Here is a 21,488-nt window from a genome sequence, read left to right as displayed (position 1 = left end):
TTTATGTGCTTAGTTGTTTAACTCAGCTTCCACCTTATCAAAGGTTTCGGTTAATTGCTGTTGTGGTTCTTTAGTCATCAAGGTCACGATAACAATAGCGATACTTGAAAGAATGAAGCCAGGAACGATTTCGTACATCCAACCACTGAGCGATTGCCCGTCAATTTCAATCGGCGCGTAAATCCAAAACAGCACAGTCGCTGCACCCACAATCATCCCTGCTAATGCGCCTGATAGGTTCATTCGACGCCAATAAAGACTAAACAGAATCAATGGACCAAATGCAGCGCCAAATCCTGCCCACGCATTACTGACTAGGCTTAAGATTGAGCTATCTCTGTCGTACGCCAAGTAAATGGCACACAGCGCCACAATTAACACACTAATACGGCCAACCAGTACTAACTCTTTATCCGTTGCATCACGCTTTACATAAATTTTGTAGAAATCTTCGGTTAGAGAGCTAGAGCTCACAAGTAGCTGAGAAGAAATTGTACTCATTATAGCCGCAAGAATGGCTGCCAATAGGAATCCCGCAACCAGTGGGTGGAACAGCAACTGCGACAAGATTAAGAAAATAGTTTCAGGATCAGCAACTTCAATGCCTTTTTCATAGCTATAAGCAGCACCACACAAGCCCGTAGCAACGGCACCTAGCGCAGCGACTATCATCCACGACATACCAATACGGCGCATGGTCGGAATGTCTTTCACTGTTCGTACCGACATAAAGCGCACGATAATATGCGGTTGGCCAAAATAGCCAAGACCCCAAGCCATCGCTGAGATGATGCCAATTATTGACCCTGTACCGACCCAATCAAGCATGTTTGGGTTAATTTGTTCTAGCGTCGCAGGCATCGGCTCATCCAATAAACTAAAAGTCACCACTGGCACAATAATGAGCGCGAGGAACATGATACAACCTTGAACAAAGTCTGTAAGGCTTACCGCGAGGAAGCCGCCAAACAAGGTGTAAAGCACAACCACACCGGTCGTGACGTATAATCCCATTTCATATGAAAGACCAAAAGACTCTTCAAACAGTTTGCCTCCAGCAACCACGCCTGATGAAGTATAAAGAGTGAAGAATAGAATGATTACAACAGCAGAGACGACTCGCAGCGCATTTTTTGAATCATCAAAACGGTTAGCAAAATAGTCAGGGATAGTAATCGCGTCATTCGCACGCTCTGTATAAACGCGCAATCGAGGAGCCACAAGGAAGTAGTTTGCCCAAGCACCGATAACTAATCCAATGGCAATCCAAGTAGCGCTGAAACCGCTAACAAACATAGCGCCTGGTAAACCCATTAAAATCCAGCCACTCATGTCCGACGCACCCGCAGAGAGAGCCGCTACACTAGGAGGAAGATTACGCCCGCCTAACATATAGCCGGAAACATCATCGGTAGACTGTTTATAGGCGTATAGCCCGATACCCAGCATGACAATAAAATAAATGGCGAGGGATATAACTGTTCCTAATTCCAAACTAGCCTCCAAATTAGCGCTAAAAGGCACGGTACTGCATAGTTACCGGCGTATATGTTGTTATTATGTGCTGCTGTTGAATCAGCTCACGAATAAATTTAACGTGGGAAGTTCAACAAGTTCTAGTTTCAACTACACTTAGTGCAGTTTTAGTCACATCACTATAGCATGCTCATAGTCGCCAACTCCAATTGGTGCGTTAATGTGCTTTAGTGCTGATAAAATGCGCTATGGTATTGTTTTAAAGTAAAAATAACGCTTAAACTACAACAAATTTTTTAGATACTTGATGAAAGAGCAACGATTTTCTCATATATTGTTAAGTAATAAGCAACGTGTTTGGATGTGAATAATGAATTTCTACGCTGCTCGGCAACCCATATTAGATAGGGATAAGTCACTGGTGGGCTACGAGCTCCTATTTCGTGACGGCCTGGATAACGTATTTCCAAAAATTAATGGCGACGAAGCCACCTCTCGTCTTATCGAAGGCAGTCAATTTACCTTTGGCTTAGAAGAGCTAACGGGCAATAAGCCCGCCTTTATAAATTTCACTTTGGATACCCTCGTAAAAGGGTATGCTTCCATGATGGGTTCGAATGAAATCGTTGTGGAAATCCTTGAAACAGTTCAACCAGGAAAACGCCTACTCGCACTGACTCAGCAACTTAAAGAGCAGGGCTATACAATCGCGCTTGATGATTACAAACATCAAAACGTTTGGCGCCACTTTTTCCCACATATCGATATTATTAAAGTTGATTATTTGGACTCTACACTTGAGGAGATCCAAGAAATCATCGCGGCGGTGAAGCCTTACCCTAATATCAAACTTCTCGCTGAAAAAGTTGAAACGTATGAACAGTATCAACAAGCGATGGACTTAGGATTTAGCTACTTCCAAGGGTTCTTCTTCTCAAAACCAGAAATGGTACAAAGCAAAGCCTTGCCACCTTCTGAGTTAACCCTTGCCGAATTGCTATACGAAACGTCTACCACAGACATGGATTTAGAGAAGATCACCAAAGTGTTCGAGCGCGACGTTAACTTATCTTATAAGTTACTACGCTACTCAAACTCTGCCATGTTCAAACGTCGTGCTGAAATCTCAACTATCAAGCAAGCGCTGGTTGTGTTGGGTGCGGCAGAAATTAAGAAGTTTCTATCCTTGCTGTTCACCGCGCAATTGTCGTCTGATAAACCAGCAGAATTGATGCTGTTGTCACTTACACGCGCACGCTTCGCTGAAGTCCTCGCAGAAAAAAACCCTGGCTCTGTGGATTCAGGCCGCGCCTTTTTAACGTCGATGATGTCGTTACTGGATGCAATCCTCGACCAAGACATGGCTGAAGTGGTGGAGCGTTTACCATTGGCAAATGACATCAAAGTAGCCTTACGTGACCGCGAAGGCGATTTGGCGAAATACATCACGCTGGTAGAGCAATACGAGCAAGCAAAATGGCAAGATGCGAATAAAACTATGGAAGAAATGAAGCTCGATGCGACAACCGTTCCTGATGCGTATCATGAAGCAATCCATTGGGCACAAGAGCAAATCCAAGCGATTATGTAAGCGCGTTTAAACATTAAAAAAGCCGGTAACTGTACCGGCTTTTTTATTGCTGACTACTTAGAGATTCTCTAAGAAGTCATCATCATAATCTTCAGCTTCTGGTTCTTCCTGCATCGGTGGATTACCATCGTATACTTCGTAGAGCTGGCGCTGATAATACACATCCTTCACGAAAGTGTATGGGTCGAGCGACTCATTGAGTAAGCTCTCTTGCGGGATGAGAGACGCACGGGTTTCTACCACTCGAAGTGCAAAGACCAAAATGGTTTGCGGTGTGGTCAATGCAATCTCTGGCAATACGAAGTTATCCACCATGTCACCCGTGAAATTGCGCACTGTGCTCGGTCCCATACCTGGTAGCATGACATAGGCACCATCACCTACGCCCCACACGCCCAAGGTTTGGCCAAAGTCTTCATCGACGTAGTCAAGACCTAAGCTCGTCGCCACATCAAACAAGCCGCCAATTCCGACTGTAGTGTTCACTAAAAAGCGCGCCACAGCGATACCAGTTTTATCCGCTTTACCTTGTAATGCCGCGTTCACCGCATCAGTCGGCGCCACTATGTTGTTGGTAAAATTCACAACCGAACGACGCACTGGCGCTGGCGTTACTTCGACATAGCCCACAGCCACAGGGCGCAAAATATACGCATCCAGCACATCCATATTGAAGTCGTACAACGGACGGTTAATGCTTTGCAATGGGTCACGTGGGTCTTCTTTTTCAGGGGGCACTTGCGCACATGCACTCAGGAGCACCGCTGCGAACGTAATAAACGTCTTTTTAAGCATTCTTCTTCCTACTGAATCAAAGTATTAATCACAACATCTACCTGTTGTTGTTCTTGATGATTAAACACTGCTGATTTGCCTTCCAACTCACCTAAATCAACGGCAACATCGCCGTCTTTTGAGATACGAGCAAATACTTGAATTTGGTCGAATTGCGTCAAACTAAGTTGAGCCATCATCGCATCTGCCTCGCTTAAAGTCACCGTTAACGGCAGAGAAAATTCCTCAAATCGTTTCACAGCCAACGGCATTGGCGGACCCGACGCAGCCTTGGCAAACACAAACAACACACTGTTCAATGGAATGCGATCTGCCACCTGCTGGGCAATGCTCACAGACACCGAAATTTGATGTGCAGGCGCGACCTCTTGAGTCTGTGCGATACGCGCCTCTATCTCTGCAATGCGCTGCGCAACCATCGTGTAACGTGGGTCTGATTCAGTCATCGTTGAGAGTATCAACTCAAATGCACTTTTTGCTTCAAGCCAGTCTTTGCGCTCATAAGCTATAAGCGCCAGCATTGAAATGGCGTCTAAGTTCTGTGGCTGTACTTGTAACACTTGCGACAACAATTTTGCCGCCTGAGTCATACCAGACTCATCACCTTGGACAAGTAAAGACTGCGCATAACTGACTTTGGCAGAGATATTTTCTGGGTCCATCCACAACACTTTATCGAATGCCTGCATCGCCATCTCGTAGTCGTTTAGGGTCATTGCGACACGCCCCAACATCAACCACGCTACCGCATCATCGCCGTCTTGCGCTAAACGCGTACGTAAACCTAGCACTAACGCTTGACGCTCGTTCGCATCAAGTGGCTCGCCCTTCCCCATGACCGCACGCTCACCGAGTGTAGGCAGTTCTTTCATGGCCTTTTCCCAGCCTGACAGCTGTGCCTGATTACCCGTAAAGTAATAAAACACGGCGCTCAGCAAAACAACAAAGCTGGCACCTGTTAACGCCAAAATGCGATTATTACCGCGGCTTTGCAGCTGCTGCTCTGGAGACAAGTCATTCAATAGTCTACGTTTTAGCTCTAGTAACGACTCACTGTAGCTTTGCTCTGAAATACGCTCTAATGCTAAATCGTCGGCTAGCTCTTGCTGGCGTTGCTCGAAAATATCAATACGTTCAGCATTCACGCTTGGATTTGCCACTGCTTTGAAATTTCTAAAAAACGGCCAACAAACAAATAACAAGGCCAATAATGTTAAGCCAGCAAAGGCTCCCCATAATGACAACATCATGCTGACTCCTTACGCTTGTACTGCTTAATCAAGGCTTGCAGCTGTTGTTCATCAGCGTCAGACCAGGTTGCTTTTTGCGCTGCCTTTTTCTGGCGCAAAATAATAAACGCGAATCCGGCAACCACAATAAAGCCCGGCAAGATCCACAAGAAAATCGTTGCTGGCGTCACTGGCGGTTGGTAGTGAACAAAATACCCGTATCGGTCAATCATGTAATCAATGACTTCATCTTTACTTTGACCAGCTTTAACGAGATCTTCCACTTTGTCGCGTAAATCTTTAGCGACCACAGCATCAGAGTCTGCAATATTTTGGTTTTGACATTTAGGGCAGCGAAGCTCCTTGGTCAACTCCGTGAACAGAGCGGCTTGCTGAGCCGATTCGAAATCATATTTTTCTTCTACCGCCAACACGTTACCAGTAAAAAAGATAAAAAGTGCAATAACTAATATACGCATTTATTCCCCCATTAGTGGCGCAAATTTGGCGCGCCACACGCGCGGGTTTACATCACCTGTGTGGTGAACTAACACTGTGCCCTGTTCATCCACCAAGAAGGTTTCTGGTGCACCGGATACGCCCAAATCAAGGATGAATTGACGGTCTAAATCAAGCATATTGAACACATAAGGGTCGCCCGCTCGGCTCAACATGTCACGCACTTCTTGTTGCAATTTGTCGAGCTCAAAGGTGTCGCCGAAATCGGGGTCATAGCCTTGCTCATAGTACAAACCAACAATGGTCACGCCGCGCTCGCGCAGCTCAGTCAAATAACCGAGTTCGGCAATACACGTTGGACACCAAGTACCCCACACGTTAATCAGGTATTTCTGACCTTGCATTTGCGCATTGGTCCAACGCTTTTTCGGCTCCATTAAATCGGGCAAATCAAACGCCGGTAGTGCTTGATTAACACGACCGCTTTGTAATTCACGAGGGTCTGAGAACAAGCCCTTAAAAAGAAACACACACAGCAGCAAAAACACTGCGAGCGGTGTTAACACTAACCATTTTTTATTCATGCTTGCGCCTCCTTGACACTACGACGGCGGTAACGGCGGTCAAACAGAACAATAAACCCAGCAAATGCGATAAGGATACCACCGAGCCACATAACACGTACGAATGGCTTGTGATAAATACGCAGCGACCATGCACCACCACTTAGCTGCTCGCCAAGTGCCAGATATAAGTCTCGTGATAGTTCGCCATCAACTGCTGCTTCTGTCATGAACTGCATGCCAATATCATAACGACGTTTTTCAGCGTGGAGCACCGTTTCCAATTCGCCTTCTTTAAACACCGTAACAACCCCAGCATGACCTGTGTAGTTCGGGCCACGAATCACTTTTACCCCATCAAAACGGAAGTCGTAACCACCTAATGACACTTGCTCAGCAGGCAGAACACGGACATCTCGCTCAGTTGAATAAGCCGAGGTGAGAGCCACAGACATAATGACTAATGCTAAACCAACGTGGCCTAACAACATCGCCCAATAACTCAAGCCAAGACGCTTCATTGAACCAGCTTGCGAGGTTTTCAAGAGCAAATCTTGCGCGCTCATCACGATGATCCACACCGCCAAAGCCGTGGCCAAATAAGTAACCGGTTTGACAACTTCATAGCTGCCATATAACCACGCAGCCGTCGCCACTAAGGCGATGACGATGCCTAAGCCATATTTGCCAACCAGTTGTTTGACTTTGTTTTGCTTCCAGCGTAGCAATGGCGCAGCACCGAGTAACAAGGCAAATGGCACGATGAGATACGTAAACATTTGATTAAAGAACGGCTCACCAATAGAGATAGAGCCTAGCCCTAACTCTTTGTGCACCATAGGTAGCAAAGTACCGAGTAAGACAATCAAGGTAGCCACTACCAATAGAATATTGTTTAACCACAACGCCACTTCACGTGAGAATAAGCTGTAACGCCCTTCACTGCTGACTTGTCCAGCTCGAAGAGCGTATAAGGTTAAGCCGCCACCGACAACAATTGCGAGGAAGGCGAGGATAAACATGCCACGGTCTGGATCGGACGCAAACGCGTGCACAGACACGATAATGCCCGAGCGCACAATAAAGGTACCTAGCAAGCTCAGCGAGAATGCCGCAATTGCCAGCAATACAGTCCATGATTTAAAGATGCCGCGCTTTTCAGTAACTGCAAGCGAATGCAGCAGAGCCGTGGCCACCAACCAAGGCATCAGGGATGCGTTTTCTACAGGATCCCAGAACCACCAGCCGCCCCAGCCGAGCTCAGCGTAAGCCCACCAACTACCTATGGTAATACCTAATGTTAAAAAGCCCCATGCCGCCATCGTCCATGGACGAGACCATTTTGCCCAGAGGTTATCAAGCTGACCAGTCAGCAGCGCCGCAATTGCAAAGGCAAATGACACAGATAGACCCACATAGCCCATGTACAGAAGCGGTGGGTGAATAATCATCCCAGGGTCTTGAAGTAATGGGTTTAAGTCGCGCCCCTCCACTGGGTAATAAGGCAACAAACGGTCAAACGGACTCGACATCAACAAGGTGTAAAGCATAAAACCAACCGCCAGGAAGCCAAGCACCGCCAATACGCGTGCTCGCAGAGGCCAAGGTAATGACTTAGAAAGCAATGCCACCGCAGCTGTCCAGCCTGCTTGCATCACCAACCACAATAGAATGGCGCCTTCGTGCCCTCCCCACGTAGAGGTGATTTTGTAATACCAAGGCAAAGTGCTACTCGAATGATGTGCAACATATGCAACGGTAAAATCGTCAGTCAAACTGGCATAAATCAGTGCTGCAAATGACAACAACACAAAGATAAACTGACCGACCGCTAACGACGGCGCTGCCCGCATCAGGCGAAGATTACCTGTATGCGCTCCCCAAATGGGGAAAATAAACAACAGTACACACAGTACCATTGCTATGGTTAAAGAAAAGTAACCGAGCTCTGGGATCATACTTAGTTGCCGTTATTGTAGTTGTAAGTTGGTTTTTGGTGTTTGATACCCTTCACCGCTTCCGCCACTTCTTCAGGCATGTATTCTTCATCGTGTTTTGCTAACACTTCGAAGGCCTCAATGACGTCGGCTTGCACTAACGTACCTTGGGCAACAATTCCCTGACCTTCACGGAACAAGTCTGGCAAAATACCTTTGTAACGAATAGTCACCAGCGGGCCTGTATCAATCAATTTAAATTCAACAAACAGCGAGTTTTCGTCACGTTTTACTGACCCAGGCACAACCATGCCACCGATGCGAAGTTTTTGGCCAACACTTGGTTTTTCAAGGTTTGGTCCTTTACCATTGATGAGCTCGCTGGGTGTATAAAATAGATTAATGTTCTCTTGCAGTGCGTACAGGGTCAATCCTACTGCACTCGATAGACCAAACAATAAGGCGATAATGGTTAATAAACGCTTTTTACGTCTTGGATTCATTACAACATCTCCTGCTGCTGGGCCTTTTTGGCCTTTTCAATACGTTGTTCGCGTGCACTTTGAGCCGCGACTTGAGTTAATAGCACGCGCTTTTCGCGTAGGGAACTGAATAACAAACCGATGAGAATCAAAGCGCAACTGCCAAACGACAACCATACGTAAAACGCATAACCACCCATTGCAAAAAAATCAGAAAGACTGTCAAACTGCATATTACTTACTCCCTGCCAACTCTTTTACCCAAGGGCGGTGCTGTTCGCTTTTTAATATTTCAGTTTTCAAACGGATCAACGTGACTGCACCTAAAAATCCTAAGAAACCAGCAATGTTCACCATCAACGGCCAGAACATGCTAGGGTCGATTGCTGAGCTATCGAATTTTGTGATAGTTGCTCCCTGGTGCAGGGTATTCCACCACTCTACCGAGAAATGGATAATCGGTAAGTTCACCACACCCACAAGTGCCAAAATTGACGCTGCTTTGCCGCCTGCGCGTTTGTCTTCGAAGGCGTGATAAAGAGACAGTACACCTAGGTACAAAAACAACAGAATAAGTTCAGAAGTCAGGCGCGCATCCCACACCCACCAAGCACCCCACATCGGCTTGCCCCAAGCCGCTCCGGTTAATAGTGCAATAACAGTCATCGCTGCACCCACAGGCGCAATTGCAATCACTGCCAGTTGGGCATTACGAATTTGCCACACCAGCGCAATAAGCGCAGCGATCGCCATGGACGAATACGCTCCCATGGACCAAATTGCAGAAGGAACATGGATAAAGATGATGCGATAACTGTCTTTTTGCTGATAGTCGGCAGGCGCAAAGGCTAAGCCCCATACCCATCCAACCACAATACCGACAACGGCCACTACCGCAAAATAAGGTAGCAGGGTGTTACACAACTTGTAGGCCCTTTCGGCCTTAGCGTAGGGATGTAACCACTTCCACATTAGTTAATACTCACTTTCAATGCTGATGAAACGGCAATAGGCGCCAATACACTAGCTACGGCTAGAAATGCACCTAGGATCGCAAGCTGTCCGCCATACGCCAGTGACATGCTGGCCGTATCGATAGCGGAGGTTGCAAAAATAAGGACAGGGATATAGAGCGGCAACACCAGAAGGCTTAATAGCACGCCACCCTTTTGTAACCCAACAGTAAGTCCAGCGCCAATTGCGCCAATGAGACTCAACAACGGGGTACCGACAAGCAAAGTTAACATCATCGCCGTTAAACTTTGTGTCTGTAGATTCATGAGTAACGCGAACAATGGCGCCAACAACACCATGGGTAGACCTGTAATGGTCCAATGCGCAGCAACTTTCGCAGACACAGTGAGCGACAGAGGGAATGGCGACAACATCAGTTGTTCCAGTGTGCCATCGAGGTAGTCATCGCGAAACATTTTATCCAGCCCCAGCATGGTCGCAAGCAAGGCTGCTACCCAGATGATGCCCGGTGCCATGCGCGCCAATAAGTTAGGTTCAGGACCAATACCCAAAGGGAATAAGGTGATCACTATCAAGAAAAACAACAGTGGATTGATAATGTCACTACGCTGGCGAAATGCCAGACGAACATCTTTTTTATACACACTGGCCCAAACACGCCAGTAAGATTGATTTTGCGCTATCAAATACGGTACTCCAGCTGCAACTTACTGAGGTTGTCGAACTGTGTCGTCAAATCCTGATGGCTGGTTAATAAAATCGCGCCGCCGCTTGCTAGGTGCTCTGCGAAACGGGCTTGGAGAAAATTTACGCCCTTTTTATCAACCGCCGTAAATGGTTCGTCAAGTAACCACAATGGGGCACGGTTTAACCAAAGGCGAGCGAGTGCCACTCGGCGTTGCTGGCCCGCAGAAAGCTGGCGTACAGGTACATCCTCGAGGCCGACCAAACCCAAATCAGCAAGCACGTCGTACAAATCGACTTGTGCGTCGAGGCCATGCGTTTGTAACCAGAACTGGCAATTTTCTAAGGCATTAAGTTGCGTGTTCACACCGGTTTTGTGACCAATAAACAAAACATCTTGTGCGTACTCATCATGGTAACGACGAATACATTTTTGTTTATAGCTTACTTGCCCCTGCATAGGCTCAGCGAAGCCCGCTAAAATACGTAATAGCGAGGTTTTCCCAGCCCCATTAGGGCCTTCTAACTGCATGATCTCACCGGAATTTAGTTCAAAACTCAGGTCTTCGAACAAACATCGCTCTTGCTTTATGCAAGTGACTGCGTCAACGTGTAACACGAACTGGCATTCTCAATGCTTAAAATTGGGCGATAGTCTACCATAATGCTAAGCTAATGCGAAAAAATGCAGGCAAAACTTTGATCTCGTTCAGGGGGAATATGTCGGGTCCGTTTGCCCCTTTAAATAACTTATCGATACAGCTTCAAGTTGCTGGCTCATCCGGGCAAAATCAACAAAGCATCGAATTGCCTCTAGAGCGCCCTCTTGCTGCGCGGAATATCCAGTTCCAAGCGCAACAAATGTCTATGGAAGTCAAGGTTCAAGGGCGTTGGCAGAGCATCTCATTGCCTCTTGAATCATCGCAAAGTGCCTTAATTGGTGTAAAAATCGATGCCGCAAACCTGCAAATTAAAGCCGACGGAAGTGTGCTGATTCAGCCCACTCCAATTCACTTACCCTTAGACAAGGCCCAGCAATTCATGGCACTGCTGGCTACACTTTCAGGCCAGCAAAGCACGAGCAAAGCACCGATAAATCAAGTGCAACTAAACGCTCAATTTCAAGGTGGCCAAACGATTACCTTAGCGCAACTCAATGCGTCTTTTCACATTGACAAGAACACGGCTCAATTACTCAAAAATGGCGCCCAATTGGTGGCCTTGGAATTGAGCGTACAACAAGGAAAGTTGATTTCTAAATTGGTCCTGCGAGATGGCGCGCGAATACCCGCTCCTTTGCCTCTCGATAAGCTCTCGCAGGCATTGATAAAAGCCGCTCCGGCACTGCAAATCGAAGTTCCACCATCGCAGTTGCAAGCGCATGTGTCTCTGAAAAAAGAGCACGGCGCAATCGCTGCACTTATCAAAATTATGAGTGTCACGTTAACACGCACGCAAACGTCGTTATTGGCCGGCACACCCACTCCAACCCATTTGCAACTAAACAGCAAAGGACAATTGCAGCTACAAGTGCCGCCTGCACCGATTAACCTTAAAACGACTTTGGATACTACATTAACTGGACCGTTAACGTTATTGACTAGCGCTAAACTTGACCCGAGCCACATTACTAATACGTCGTCACAACGACCCATGGGCATCAACCCCTCGATGGAAACCGCGGTTCCAAAGCGCCTAATACAACAACAAGCGAGTGGGCAAAATGCCGCTTTGCAAACAAATAGCCTTTGGCAGCGAGCACAGCAACATCTGCAGTTGTGGCAAGCCTCCTTCGCAAATAAGGAATCTGGTTCAGTAAATCAGCGCAGTGGTTTAATGCCGGTGCATCAACTATTGCAAAGCCCTGCAAAGGCACTGCTATCACCACTTCTGAGTGTTTCTTTAGCGCGGCCTACTCCAAGCAATGTCGTAGATAGTGCCTTAACAACCGCACAGTTGTCGCAGTTACTCGCGCTCAAAGACGTTCGAGGTTTCAGCGAGCTACACGCTAGCGAAGGGGCTCGTACAGCAAATGAAATAAAGCAAGCAATGCTGTCTACAACGTTGCTTTCAAGTAACAACCCCAAACAACAACCGCCAAACGCGAACAGCACACCCAGTTCTGCGTTATCGACTAACGCAGTCGTCGCACCAACGGCAGCGACATCATTTATTGATGCTATCCCCTCAATCATAAGACACAAATCACCATTGCTGACATTAATCGTGCAAATGCAAAATGTCCTCAAAGCGAGCGTCGCACCGAGTAATACAACGCAATTCAATCTACATTCCAGTGCGACCCCTTTAGTGTTAAGGCCAGCGTCAGGCTTTCCCCATGCCCCTAGCTCACTGTTATCGCCTTTGCTGCCGCCTCCTACGAGTAATGAGATCTTGCTAAATAAAGTATTGACTCCACTGCCACTAACAGCACGCATAATGGCGCCGCTGCTAAAGCAGTTTGCTCCCGCGCAACAGTTGACACAGCACATGGCGCAATTGGATAAGGCGCTAAGCAACGCACCGACAGAACTTAAAGCCATGGTTAATCAGGCATTCTCGCGGATGATGAATGTGACAATGCCCGCCCCCTTAATGTCCGCGCAGGTAATGGCGCATTTACAACCAACAAGTTTAAGTGCAGCGCAATATCACACGAGTTTCGCAGGACAAATAGATGCGCTCGTGACTACCCTGGCGAGTAGCGCAATATTCGCGGCGCAACCGCAGGCCGCCACAGGAACGGCCAACACCGTATTGATGCCTCTTATCAACTTACTAATGGGGCAAGCGCCCAGCAGCGGCGTCGCAGACACCGTGATGCAGCAACTACAAAGCCCTTCGGCGCAAGCCCTGCTCGCAGATTTAAATTTCTTGCAACAAAGTATGAGCCCACAATCCAGCGCACCACAACCCGCAGCTAGTCAGGATTCAAACCCACTGGTGCAACTGTTTTTACCTATGCGCTTGCCGCCCGATGTCGGCCAAACACACTTATCCCTAGGACGCTACAAGCAAAAAAATCAAAAAGGTGAGTATCAGGACGTATGGTTTGTGCGCATGCAATTTGACTACGCCAAGCTCGGGGAGCTCAGTGTTCAAGCTCATTTATGTAAGCAAACGCTTAACTGTGAATTACGTGCCAACACCTCACAGTTAGCAAACCTTGCCAAACAACACAGCGATGATTTACGTCGTAATTTGCAGCAACACGGTTTGGGCGTGGCGCAAATCAAAGTTGAAAAGGTGTCAGAGCAACAAGCGCAGCAATGGCAAAAGTTTTATAAGCGCCACAGTATCGTAAATTTGAAGGTGTAATCGAGATGTCAGAAACTAAACAACGCAGCGCTATCGGCCTTCTCTATGAACCAGGCAGTGCGCCGACAGTGAGTGCTAAAGGCTTTGGTGACTTGGCTGAGCACATCATTGAAGCAGCACAAGAACAAGGCATTCTGATACACCAAGATGCTGATTTAGCAAAAACGTTAGAAATGCTAGAACAAGGGCAAGAAATCCCGAAAGAGCTCTATTATGTGATTGCTGAGCTTATTGCGTTTTCTTACGTATTGAGAGGGAAATTTCCTCCTGGCTGGCAGAATTTTAGCAATAAGCTCAATATTAAAGCGTGAGGATTTGAGCGAGTTGTTAGCTGGTCGATTTACCGTGCAAAGAGAACAATAACTCAGCTTCGGCGCGAGGCAACTCGCACTCTTGCATCACTTCATCCATCGGCGCACCGAGCTCAATCATCTTCACCGCGCGTGAATATAACCGCGCTTGAGGGTCTGCTTCTTTGATGTTGTCCTGCAATTGAGCTAGCTCTTGAGTGCGTTCTCGCAACTGCTGAACATGGCTCGCCATATTTTCTAGTGCATTTCTTACCTCAGCTACTTCTGCTCGAAGTATTTGGCTTTGATTTTGAGTATGCTCTGCGTCTGAAATTTGCTTTTGTAACTCATGGTGAGCGTCACTAAGTCGACTTAAACGAGCCAAGGCAATAATGACGAAAACCGCGAGCAATAGTACTACGCTCGCGGCAATCAATAATAATGTGTTCGGATTTTTCATTACTTACAGGTTACTCAACTCATCCCACTCGTCGTCGTTGAGCAGCTTGTTAAGGTCAACCAAGATAAGTAATTCGCCGTCACGGTTTGAGACACCTTGGATAAACTTAGCGCTCTCTTCCGTGCCGATATTTGGTGCGCTATCGATTTCAGAGCTACGTAAGTAAACCACCTCCGCGACTGAATCAACCAAGATACCAATGACTTGTTTTTCAGCTTCGATAATGACGATACGCGAATTATCGGTCACCTCTGCATCGATCAAACCGAAACGCGCACGGGTATCAATCACAGTTACGACATTACCGCGCAAATTAATAATACCTAGCACATAACTTGGTGCGCCTGGAACCGGAGCGATTTCAGTATAACGAAGTACCTCTTGTACCTGCATTACATTGATACCATAGGTTTCTTGCTCTAGGCGAAATGTGACCCATTGCAAAACTTCATCGCTGCTATCGACATCATGTGCTGACACTTTTCTCTCTTCGCTCATACTTAGCTCCGTATTACCGCTGTACTACTGCGGTTTGGGTTGCAATATTATTAATATCTTACTGTGCTTGACTGTCAAACCCTTGTTCTAACAACAATTGCAGGTTTTCAACATCTATCAAGGCACACATTTTGTCTTTGATGACACCCGCTAACCAAGGACGCTTCCCGTGACTTTGACGCCACTTCACATCCTCTGCTTTTAAGGTGACATTGTTTATTAAGTTCTCGGCACTCAACCCCCATTGGGATTCTCCGAGCATAATCACATACTTATAGTTTAATGCCTGTTCTAAATTTTTGTCATATTTTTCTGGCATTACCCAGCGAGCAGTGTCGACTAAGTTAATTTTTTCTTCTCGATTGAGCATCACGCCCTTAAACCAAGCAGGCTTACCAAATAATTGGTTAACCTCGCTGATTCTGATGTATGCCACCGAGTGATTTTAACGGCACCGCCAAGGTTAACCCTGCAACATCAAAGAACAGCGCTTGGAATTCCCCCTCCATGTACTGTTCACGCGCAGCTTGGGGCGCTCGCAATGGCACACTTTGCTTTGTCGTTGTTTGTTGCTGTGTTTGCTCATCAGCCATCAATTTTGCGGTTTGCTGTGCAATCAAATCTTGCGGCACTTCATTGGCCTGATGATTCACATCTGATGTGTGTGTTACATCTTCGTCTGGAACTTGCGCGAGCAATTGTTCTATGGGCTGCACATTAATTGCTGGCGTCTGCTCTTTAAGGGCAACTGGTTTAGCCTGCGCAGTCTTCTTTCGAGCAACGTGAGGGCTCGGTGCGTCTTCGTTGAGAAGTGCATCGAGGTACTGACGCATTACTCTGTCGTTAATACCACTCATGAGCCACCCAAGTGTTTATTTTGGAGGTAGTCGAGTAACGCACGATACGCCTGTACACCCCGTGCTTTGGCGCAATGTTCACTGGGAACCTGTTGCGCTAAACTGGCATCGCGGAACTTGGTATCAACGGGGATCACGCCAGGCCACACACTGTCGTTGTAGGTCGCTCGTAATTTCTTATAAGCCTCTAAAGATGCTTTCGTACGCTTATCGTACATTGTCGCTACAACCGTATATTGGTATGCACTTCCTTTTGTACTTTGTTGCATCAGCTCCATTGTACGCATCATTCGGTCTAACCCTTTAAGTGCTAGAAACTCAGTTTGCACTGGAATAAGCACGCGCTCACTTGCCGCTAAGGCATTGACCATCAGCACCCCCAAAACAGGTGGGCAGTCTAGTAAGGCGTAATCATAAAAATCACTGATTTTCGCTAGCACCTTCTTTAAAATCAACCCCATGCCATTTTTGTTTCCCATACTTCTATCAAGTGTAGCGATAGACATGGTAGCCGGGAGAATATCGATATTTTCTACACCACTTGGACACAACGCCTGTAATATTTCTTCTGCTTGCATACTTTTACCGCGAGCAAAAACGTCGTATGCGCTGATTTCAACTTGCTCAGAATCAATGCCAAAGTAATAGGTGAGTGAAGCATGTGGGTCGGTATCAATAAGCAGAACACGTTTACCCTGAGCGGCAAGTAATCCACCTAATGTTACCGTCGTCGTCGTCTTACCCACACCGCCTTTTTGGTTGGCAACAGTCCAAACCTTCATTACCTATTATCCTCATTGCGCGTCGTAATTCGGATACCACCGTGTGGTAACTGTATTATTTTTATCGTATTGTCTTCGCTTGGTATTTCAACTTCTTGCGGTTGCACCATTGGTTCAGTCACATCGACAGGCTGGTCAGTGACGGCCTCTTCAGGGAGCGCATATTTAGAGATTGCGATAACTACCTTACGGTTTTGCGCCCGCCCTTCGAGGGTATCATTGTCACCAAAAGGCGTGTATTGACCGTACCCTTCCAATGCCATTCGTGATGGATTGATATTTTGCTCCTGGAGTTGTTTAACGACTTCCGCAGCGCGGGCTGCACTTAATTGCCAATTCGAGTTAAACAACTCATTGCGAATAGGTAAATCATCAGTATACCCACGAATACGCAGGTAATTACGCATAGGACGAATTATGTCCGATACTCGCGCAATCACTTCTTTGGCTTGGTTTGTCACTGTAGCGCTCGCACTTGGAAACAGCATGCCTGAGCTCATTTCTATAGTCAGCCAGTCATCATTCAGTTCAATCTGCGCATCACCATGGCGGATTTCGTTTAATAACGCGCCGGTGAATTTATCAAGAAGGCTTTCCAGCGGCTCGCCCATTTCCTGCTGCGCCACTAAACTAACATCTGTGTGCTCGGGTAATATTTTACTGCTAGCGGGGGATTCAGGTTGCACACTTTCGCCATGGAGTACGTCATCTGTGGGTGGCAAGGGCTCTGTCAATAAACCGTTCGTGGACACATTGTTACCATCGGCGGCGGTAATATTCGTCGCTTTATCAAAAATTTGCTCAAGGGTTTGTGAAAACACGGCGAACTGCTCATCTTTGTTATTGATAGCGATGGCGTACATCACCACAAAAAAAGCAAACATAATGGTCATGTAATCAGCATAAGAAACCAACCAACGATGTGTATGTTGTGACTCTTTAGCATGACCACGACGATGGCGAAAGCGCATAGAACTAATACCCTGAACTTACATGGCGCTCAGCAATGTAGGCCTCAAGTTTCAGCTCAATATTTGCCGGACTCTCTCCGACTTGCATGGCGATGATCCCTTCTGCAATGAGCTCGTGATAAAGCATTTTGTCTTCAATAACTTGCTTAAGTTTATTGGCCACAGGTAAGAACACGAGGTTGGCTAAACCAACACCATAAATCGTCGCCAAAAATGCGGTAGCAACGCCTACACCTAACTTCTCTGGCTCTGTGATATACGCCATTGCTTGAATTAACCCTAACACCGCGCCTAAGATACCAATCGTTGGCGCATAGCCGCCCATGGCTTCATACACGCGTGCTGCGTCCAATAACCGTTCGCGCTCGAGCGTCAGCTCTATGTCCAAGGTGTCGCGCAGACGCTCTTCTTGTGAACCATCAATCAATAGACTCAACCCCTTAGCTGCGTAGGGGTCTTCACTCGTTAACGCCTCTTCTTCAAGCGCCAAATACCCTTTCTGACGAGCCGTACTGGTCCAGTTTTTAATTTGTTCTATACCCGCTGGGGCGTCGTAATGTGGAGGGGTGAACACCCATTTAAAGATTTCTAATGACTTCTTAAAGGTCGGCAATTGCGATTGCAACATGACAGCACCGACAGTACCACCGAAAACGATGATAAAAGCGGGTCCATGAAACAGCCCTGAAATAACCCCACCTTCCATCCCGAAGCCGAGGAGGATTGCGCCCAGCGCAACAACTAACCCAATTACCGAGAGTTTATCCACGGCCCACTTCCTTTATTAGGTGGTTGGCAATGTCGTCTAATGCGGCTTGATGATCATGCAAACCTGCATTTGCGATCGCCTGAGGCATACCATAGACAACGCACGACTGCTCATCCTGTGCCCATACTTTAGAACCACTTTGTTTGAGCATACGCGCGCCTTCTCGACCATCAGCACCCATGCCAGTTAAAACAATGGCCAGCACATCACCACCAAATTGCTTTGCACTACTAGCAAAGGTGATGTCTACGCTCGGTTTATAGGTTGTTCTTGGGTTATCATCAACGAATACTTTCAACGACGCCTGAGACGAGCGCCCATCAAACATCATTTGCTGACCACCCGGTGCCAAATAGGCAGCACCTGGTTTTAATCTGTCACCCTGTTGCGCTTCTTTGACTTCAATTTTGCATAAGTTATTGAGACGCTGTGCAAAAGCAGGCGTAAACGCTGCAGGCATATGCTGCACCAATAAAATAGGCAAAGGAAAATCAGCAGGCAACTGAGTAAGAATTTTTTGCAGCGCTACAGGTCCTCCAGTGGAAGTCCCAATCACGACCAAGCGATACTTTTTACCCGACGCACGGTATTGACTGGCCGGTGTTACCGCCTCAGGTGCCGTGCGTTGGAAAGTTTTATCTGGCTGGGTCGTTGTTCTTGAACCCGCCAATGGTTTTGCAGGCGTGTACGCCGTAGAAACAGGTCGGCTGAAACGAGCTAAACGTCTTCGGCCAAGCTCTTTGACTTTTTGGCGCAGTATTTCCACCGCATCTTGATTATTTCGCGCTATGTCTTCGAATTTCTTCGGCAGAAAATCCAATGCGCCAGCGTCAAGTGCATCCAGGGTCGCACTGGCACCCTCGCGAGTCAAAGAGGAAAACATTAAAATTGGCGTTGGCGTCTTAGCCATGATTTGTTTAACTGCAGAAATACCATCTAAAACTGGCATTTCGACGTCCATGGTAATAACGTCAGGGCGCAAAGCAGCGGCTTTCTCTACGGCATCAGCACCGTTCACCGCAGTATCAATGACTTCAATTTGGCTATCACCTTCAAGAATCTCAGTGACACGACGGCGAAAGAAGCTGGAGTCATCAACAATTAATACTTTTACAGCCATGGGGTACTCTAATTAGTTAACACTTGAGCGACCAGCATAGTGTTTAAGCATGCTAGGCACATCCAGAATAAGCGCGATACCACCGTCAGAGGTGATGGTTGCGCCCGCCATACCGGGAGTACCTTGCAACAAGGCATCAAGCGGCTTAATTACAACTTCTTCTTGGCCGATCAGTGAATCAACCACAAAACCAATTTGCTGTGTGCCTAATTGTACGATTACAACATGACCCTGAGCTTTGCGTAAGGAGCGATCTGCGCCTTTGACGAGCCAATGCTCAAGGTAAAATAGTGGTACTGCTTTTTCGCGCACAATAATAGTCAATTGACCGTCAACCACATTTGTTTTGGTTAAGTCTAAGTGGAATATTTCGCTCACTGCAGCCAAAGGTAGCGCGAAAGTCTGAGAACCAACAATGACCATTAGCGTCGGCAAAATAGCGAGTGTTAGCGGCACTTTAATATCTAGACGTGTGCCAATACCGAGTTGCGACTCAATGTTTATAGTACCGTTGAGCTGACTAATCTTAGTCTTAACCACGTCCATACCCACACCGCGTCCAGAGATGTCGGAAATTTCTTCTTTGGTCGAGAACCCAGGCGCAAAAATAAGATTATAGGCCTCAGTATCACTCAGTCTTGCTGCTTGGTCGTGATCAATGACACCTTTACCAATTGCAATTTTTTTAAGTTTTTCAGGGTCCATACCCGCGCCATCATCTTGGATGCTGAGGAGAATATGATCACCTTGCTGCGATGCTGACAAAGTCACAAGGCCAGTGCGCGACTTACCTGCTTGTTCACGCACATCTGGCATTTCGATACCATGGTCGACCGAGTTTCGTACTAAATGCACCAACGGATCTGCCAGCGCTTCAACCAAGTTTTTATCCAAGTCCGTTTCTTCGCCCTCGAGCACCAGAGAGATATCTTTTTGTAAGCTACGGGCTAAGTCTCGCACCACGCGAGGGAAGCGACCAAACACCTTTTTGATTGGTTGCATCCGTGTTGCCATCACTGCCCCTTGTAGATCAGCGGTAACGACATCAAGATTAGAGATTGCCTTGCCCATGTCTTCACTGTTGGTGTTGTTCGCCAAGGTGACTAGGCGGTTACGCACCAACACGAGCTCACCCACCATATTCATGATCTGATCTAAGCGTTTGGTATCAACACGCACAGTCGTTTCTGCTTGTGCTGGGGGTGGCGCTTTCGCTGCAGGCTTTTTCGCTTCTGCGGCAGCGACGGAACTTGCGGCAGGTTTAGCTGCTGCAGGAGGGGTGGCCGCAGGCGCAGATGTTACAGCTTTCGCTGCGGGCGTCTTAACAGGCTCGGCTGCAGCTTGTTTATCTGCAGCAGAAGGTGCGTTCCCTTTTCCATGCAATTCATCGAGTAAAGCGTCAAATTCGTCTTCGGTAATTTCTTCGTCGTCGCCAGCGGCTGACACGTCTTCACTCACAGGTTCTGGCGTCGGTGTACTCGGCGCGGCCGGCGCTGAATTATCACTAATAACACCAAAGCTGCCCGCGCCATGGAGTTCGTCTAGTAGCGAGTCGAACTCGTCATCAGTGATATCATCATCACCTCCATGACTCGGTGTGTCATCGCCCTGAGTCTCTGCTGAGGGGCCTTTTCCAGCACCGTGTAACTCGTCGAGTAAATGTTCAAACTCTTCTTCAGTAATCTCATCGATACTTTCGTCGGTCACATCACCGCCATCCATATCGAACAGGATGTCATCACCAAAGCCCATATCAATATCCGCTTCAGGCTCTGGTTCAACGGGCGCAGGAGCTGCAACCTCGACAGGTGCAACCGTTGCTATTTGCTCACCCGCCACTTCAGGTTCACTGAGTTGGTGTAGTATTTCAAGTAGGTGAGGATCTGCAGGTTCAGGCTCTTCTCGTGCTTGAATATGCGCAAACATCTCGTTGATGGTATCCAGCGCTTGCAAAATCACGTCCATTAGCTCAGCTGTAACGCTGCGCTTACCTTGACGAAGAATATCAAACACATTCTCCGCACCGTGACACGCATCCACAAGCTCGTTCATACCCAGAAATCCGGCACCCCCTTTCACGGTGTGGAAACCGCGAAAAATAGCGTTGAGTAAATCCTTATCATCAGGATTGTTTTCAAGCTCAACCAATTGCTCAGAGAGCAGTTCTAAGATTTCACCCGCTTCCACCAAGAAGTCTTGTAAAATATCTTCATCTACTTCAAAGCTCATGCA

21 protein-coding genes and 1 pseudogene are annotated in these 21,488 nt (G+C 47.2%); 3 read left to right on the top strand and 19 right to left on the bottom strand.

All coding sequences use genetic code 11. The features are described 5' to 3' along the window. Window positions 1–9: 9 nt before the first annotated feature. Window positions 10–1,494 (bottom strand): sodium/proline symporter PutP, encoded by a 1,485-nt coding sequence (putP, locus tag ACH19P_RS06405; RefSeq protein WP_462157699.1) that lies wholly within the window; start codon window positions 1,492–1,494, stop codon window positions 10–12. 352 nt (window positions 1,495–1,846) lie between these two features. Between putP and ACH19P_RS06400 the strand changes: the two genes are divergently transcribed. Further along, window positions 1,847–3,067 carry an EAL and HDOD domain-containing protein gene (locus ACH19P_RS06400; RefSeq protein ID WP_462157698.1) on the top strand — a complete coding sequence of 407 codons (1,221 nt, stop codon included), beginning with the start codon at window positions 1,847–1,849 and terminating at the stop codon, window positions 3,065–3,067. A gap of 57 nt (window positions 3,068–3,124) precedes the next feature. Here ACH19P_RS06400 and ACH19P_RS06395 read toward each other — a convergent pair whose 3' ends face one another. From ACH19P_RS06395 to ccmA, 10 genes are read right to left on the bottom strand one after another with little or no spacing between them, the layout of a single operon-like run. After that, window positions 3,125–3,862, bottom strand: coding sequence for an MlaA family lipoprotein (locus ACH19P_RS06395; protein WP_462157696.1), 738 nt, complete (start codon window positions 3,860–3,862; stop codon window positions 3,125–3,127). A gap of 8 nt (window positions 3,863–3,870) precedes the next feature. Beyond that, complete coding sequence (gene ccmI / locus ACH19P_RS06390) at window positions 3,871–5,109, bottom strand: c-type cytochrome biogenesis protein CcmI (protein ID WP_462159321.1); 1,239 nt, start codon at window positions 5,107–5,109, stop codon at window positions 3,871–3,873. Further along, entirely contained in the window at window positions 5,109–5,570 is a 462-nt protein-coding gene (locus ACH19P_RS06385; protein WP_462157695.1) for a cytochrome c-type biogenesis protein, read from the bottom strand. Before ACH19P_RS06385 ends, ccmI begins: the two co-directional genes overlap by 1 nt. Continuing rightward, the gene (locus ACH19P_RS06380; RefSeq protein ID WP_462157694.1) at window positions 5,571–6,134 is read right to left on the bottom strand and encodes a redoxin family protein; all 564 of its coding nucleotides are present in this window, start codon (window positions 6,132–6,134) and stop codon (window positions 5,571–5,573) included. It lies immediately after the preceding gene. Continuing rightward, window positions 6,131–8,071 carry a heme lyase CcmF/NrfE family subunit gene (locus ACH19P_RS06375; RefSeq protein WP_462157693.1) on the bottom strand — a complete coding sequence of 647 codons (1,941 nt, stop codon included), beginning with the start codon at window positions 8,069–8,071 and terminating at the stop codon, window positions 6,131–6,133. Before ACH19P_RS06375 ends, ACH19P_RS06380 begins: the two co-directional genes overlap by 4 nt. Before the next feature lie 2 nt (window positions 8,072–8,073). Then, window positions 8,074–8,553 (bottom strand): cytochrome c maturation protein CcmE, encoded by a 480-nt coding sequence (gene ccmE, locus ACH19P_RS06370; RefSeq protein WP_462157692.1) that lies wholly within the window; start codon window positions 8,551–8,553, stop codon window positions 8,074–8,076. Beyond that, window positions 8,553–8,765: a heme exporter protein CcmD gene (ccmD, locus tag ACH19P_RS06365; RefSeq protein ID WP_462157690.1), complete on the bottom strand. Its 213-nt coding sequence runs from the start codon at window positions 8,763–8,765 to the stop codon at window positions 8,553–8,555. The genes ccmE and ccmD overlap by 1 nt, the downstream gene beginning before the upstream one ends. A gap of 1 nt (window position 8,766) precedes the next feature. Continuing rightward, window positions 8,767–9,504 carry a heme ABC transporter permease gene (locus tag ACH19P_RS06360; protein ID WP_462157688.1) on the bottom strand — a complete coding sequence of 246 codons (738 nt, stop codon included), beginning with the start codon at window positions 9,502–9,504 and terminating at the stop codon, window positions 8,767–8,769. Then, the gene (gene ccmB, locus ACH19P_RS06355) at window positions 9,504–10,190 is read right to left on the bottom strand and encodes a heme exporter protein CcmB (RefSeq protein WP_462159320.1); all 687 of its coding nucleotides are present in this window, start codon (window positions 10,188–10,190) and stop codon (window positions 9,504–9,506) included. Before ccmB ends, ACH19P_RS06360 begins: the two co-directional genes overlap by 1 nt. Next, a complete protein-coding gene (gene ccmA, locus ACH19P_RS06350) occupies window positions 10,190–10,810 on the bottom strand; it encodes a cytochrome c biogenesis heme-transporting ATPase CcmA (RefSeq protein ID WP_462157687.1) in 621 nt (206 codons plus the stop codon). The genes ccmB and ccmA overlap by 1 nt, the downstream gene beginning before the upstream one ends. 101 nt (window positions 10,811–10,911) lie before the next feature. On the opposite strand from ccmA, the gene fliK reads away from it, so the two are divergent. Both fliK and ACH19P_RS06340 read left to right on the top strand, forming a co-directional pair. Then, the gene (gene fliK, locus ACH19P_RS06345) at window positions 10,912–13,509 is read left to right on the top strand and encodes a flagellar hook-length control protein FliK (protein WP_462157686.1); all 2,598 of its coding nucleotides are present in this window, start codon (window positions 10,912–10,914) and stop codon (window positions 13,507–13,509) included. 5 nt (window positions 13,510–13,514) lie between these two features. After that, a complete protein-coding gene (locus tag ACH19P_RS06340) occupies window positions 13,515–13,820 on the top strand; it encodes an EscU/YscU/HrcU family type III secretion system export apparatus switch protein (protein WP_462157685.1) in 306 nt (101 codons plus the stop codon). A 16-nt stretch (window positions 13,821–13,836) separates the two neighbouring features. Here the strand turns inward: ACH19P_RS06340 and ACH19P_RS06335 are convergent, their stop codons facing one another. From ACH19P_RS06335 to ACH19P_RS06300, 8 genes and pseudogenes are all read right to left on the bottom strand, one after another. Beyond that, the gene (locus ACH19P_RS06335; RefSeq protein ID WP_462157684.1) at window positions 13,837–14,259 is read right to left on the bottom strand and encodes a DUF2802 domain-containing protein; all 423 of its coding nucleotides are present in this window, start codon (window positions 14,257–14,259) and stop codon (window positions 13,837–13,839) included. Between the two features lie 3 nt (window positions 14,260–14,262). Further along, a complete protein-coding gene (locus ACH19P_RS06330) occupies window positions 14,263–14,757 on the bottom strand; it encodes a chemotaxis protein CheW (RefSeq protein ID WP_347391058.1) in 495 nt (164 codons plus the stop codon). Window positions 14,758–14,815: 58 nt separating this feature from the next. Continuing rightward, window positions 14,816–15,614 (bottom strand): annotated as a pseudogene (locus tag ACH19P_RS06325) (chemotaxis protein CheW). After that, window positions 15,611–16,396, bottom strand: a complete 786-nt coding sequence (locus tag ACH19P_RS06320; protein ID WP_462157683.1) for a ParA family protein — start codon at window positions 16,394–16,396, stop codon at window positions 15,611–15,613. Before ACH19P_RS06320 ends, ACH19P_RS06325 begins: the two are co-directional and overlap by 4 nt. Next, window positions 16,396–17,367, bottom strand: a complete 972-nt coding sequence (locus ACH19P_RS06315) for an OmpA family protein (RefSeq protein ID WP_462157682.1) — start codon at window positions 17,365–17,367, stop codon at window positions 16,396–16,398. Before ACH19P_RS06315 ends, ACH19P_RS06320 begins: the two co-directional genes overlap by 1 nt. Before the next feature lie 4 nt (window positions 17,368–17,371). Next, window positions 17,372–18,136, bottom strand: coding sequence for a flagellar motor protein (locus ACH19P_RS06310; RefSeq protein WP_462157681.1), 765 nt, complete (start codon window positions 18,134–18,136; stop codon window positions 17,372–17,374). Continuing rightward, the gene (locus ACH19P_RS06305; RefSeq protein ID WP_462157680.1) at window positions 18,129–19,256 is read right to left on the bottom strand and encodes a protein-glutamate methylesterase/protein-glutamine glutaminase; all 1,128 of its coding nucleotides are present in this window, start codon (window positions 19,254–19,256) and stop codon (window positions 18,129–18,131) included. Before ACH19P_RS06305 ends, ACH19P_RS06310 begins: the two co-directional genes overlap by 8 nt. A gap of 12 nt (window positions 19,257–19,268) precedes the next feature. Then, window positions 19,269–21,485 (bottom strand): chemotaxis protein CheA, encoded by a 2,217-nt coding sequence (locus ACH19P_RS06300; RefSeq protein WP_462157679.1) that lies wholly within the window; start codon window positions 21,483–21,485, stop codon window positions 19,269–19,271. Between the last annotated feature and the right edge of the window lie 3 nt (window positions 21,486–21,488).

The organism is Pseudoalteromonas sp. GB56 (assembly GCF_054923835.1).
Note: the sequence above shows the minus strand (reverse complement) of the source record. Positions and strands in the feature narration are given on the sequence as shown.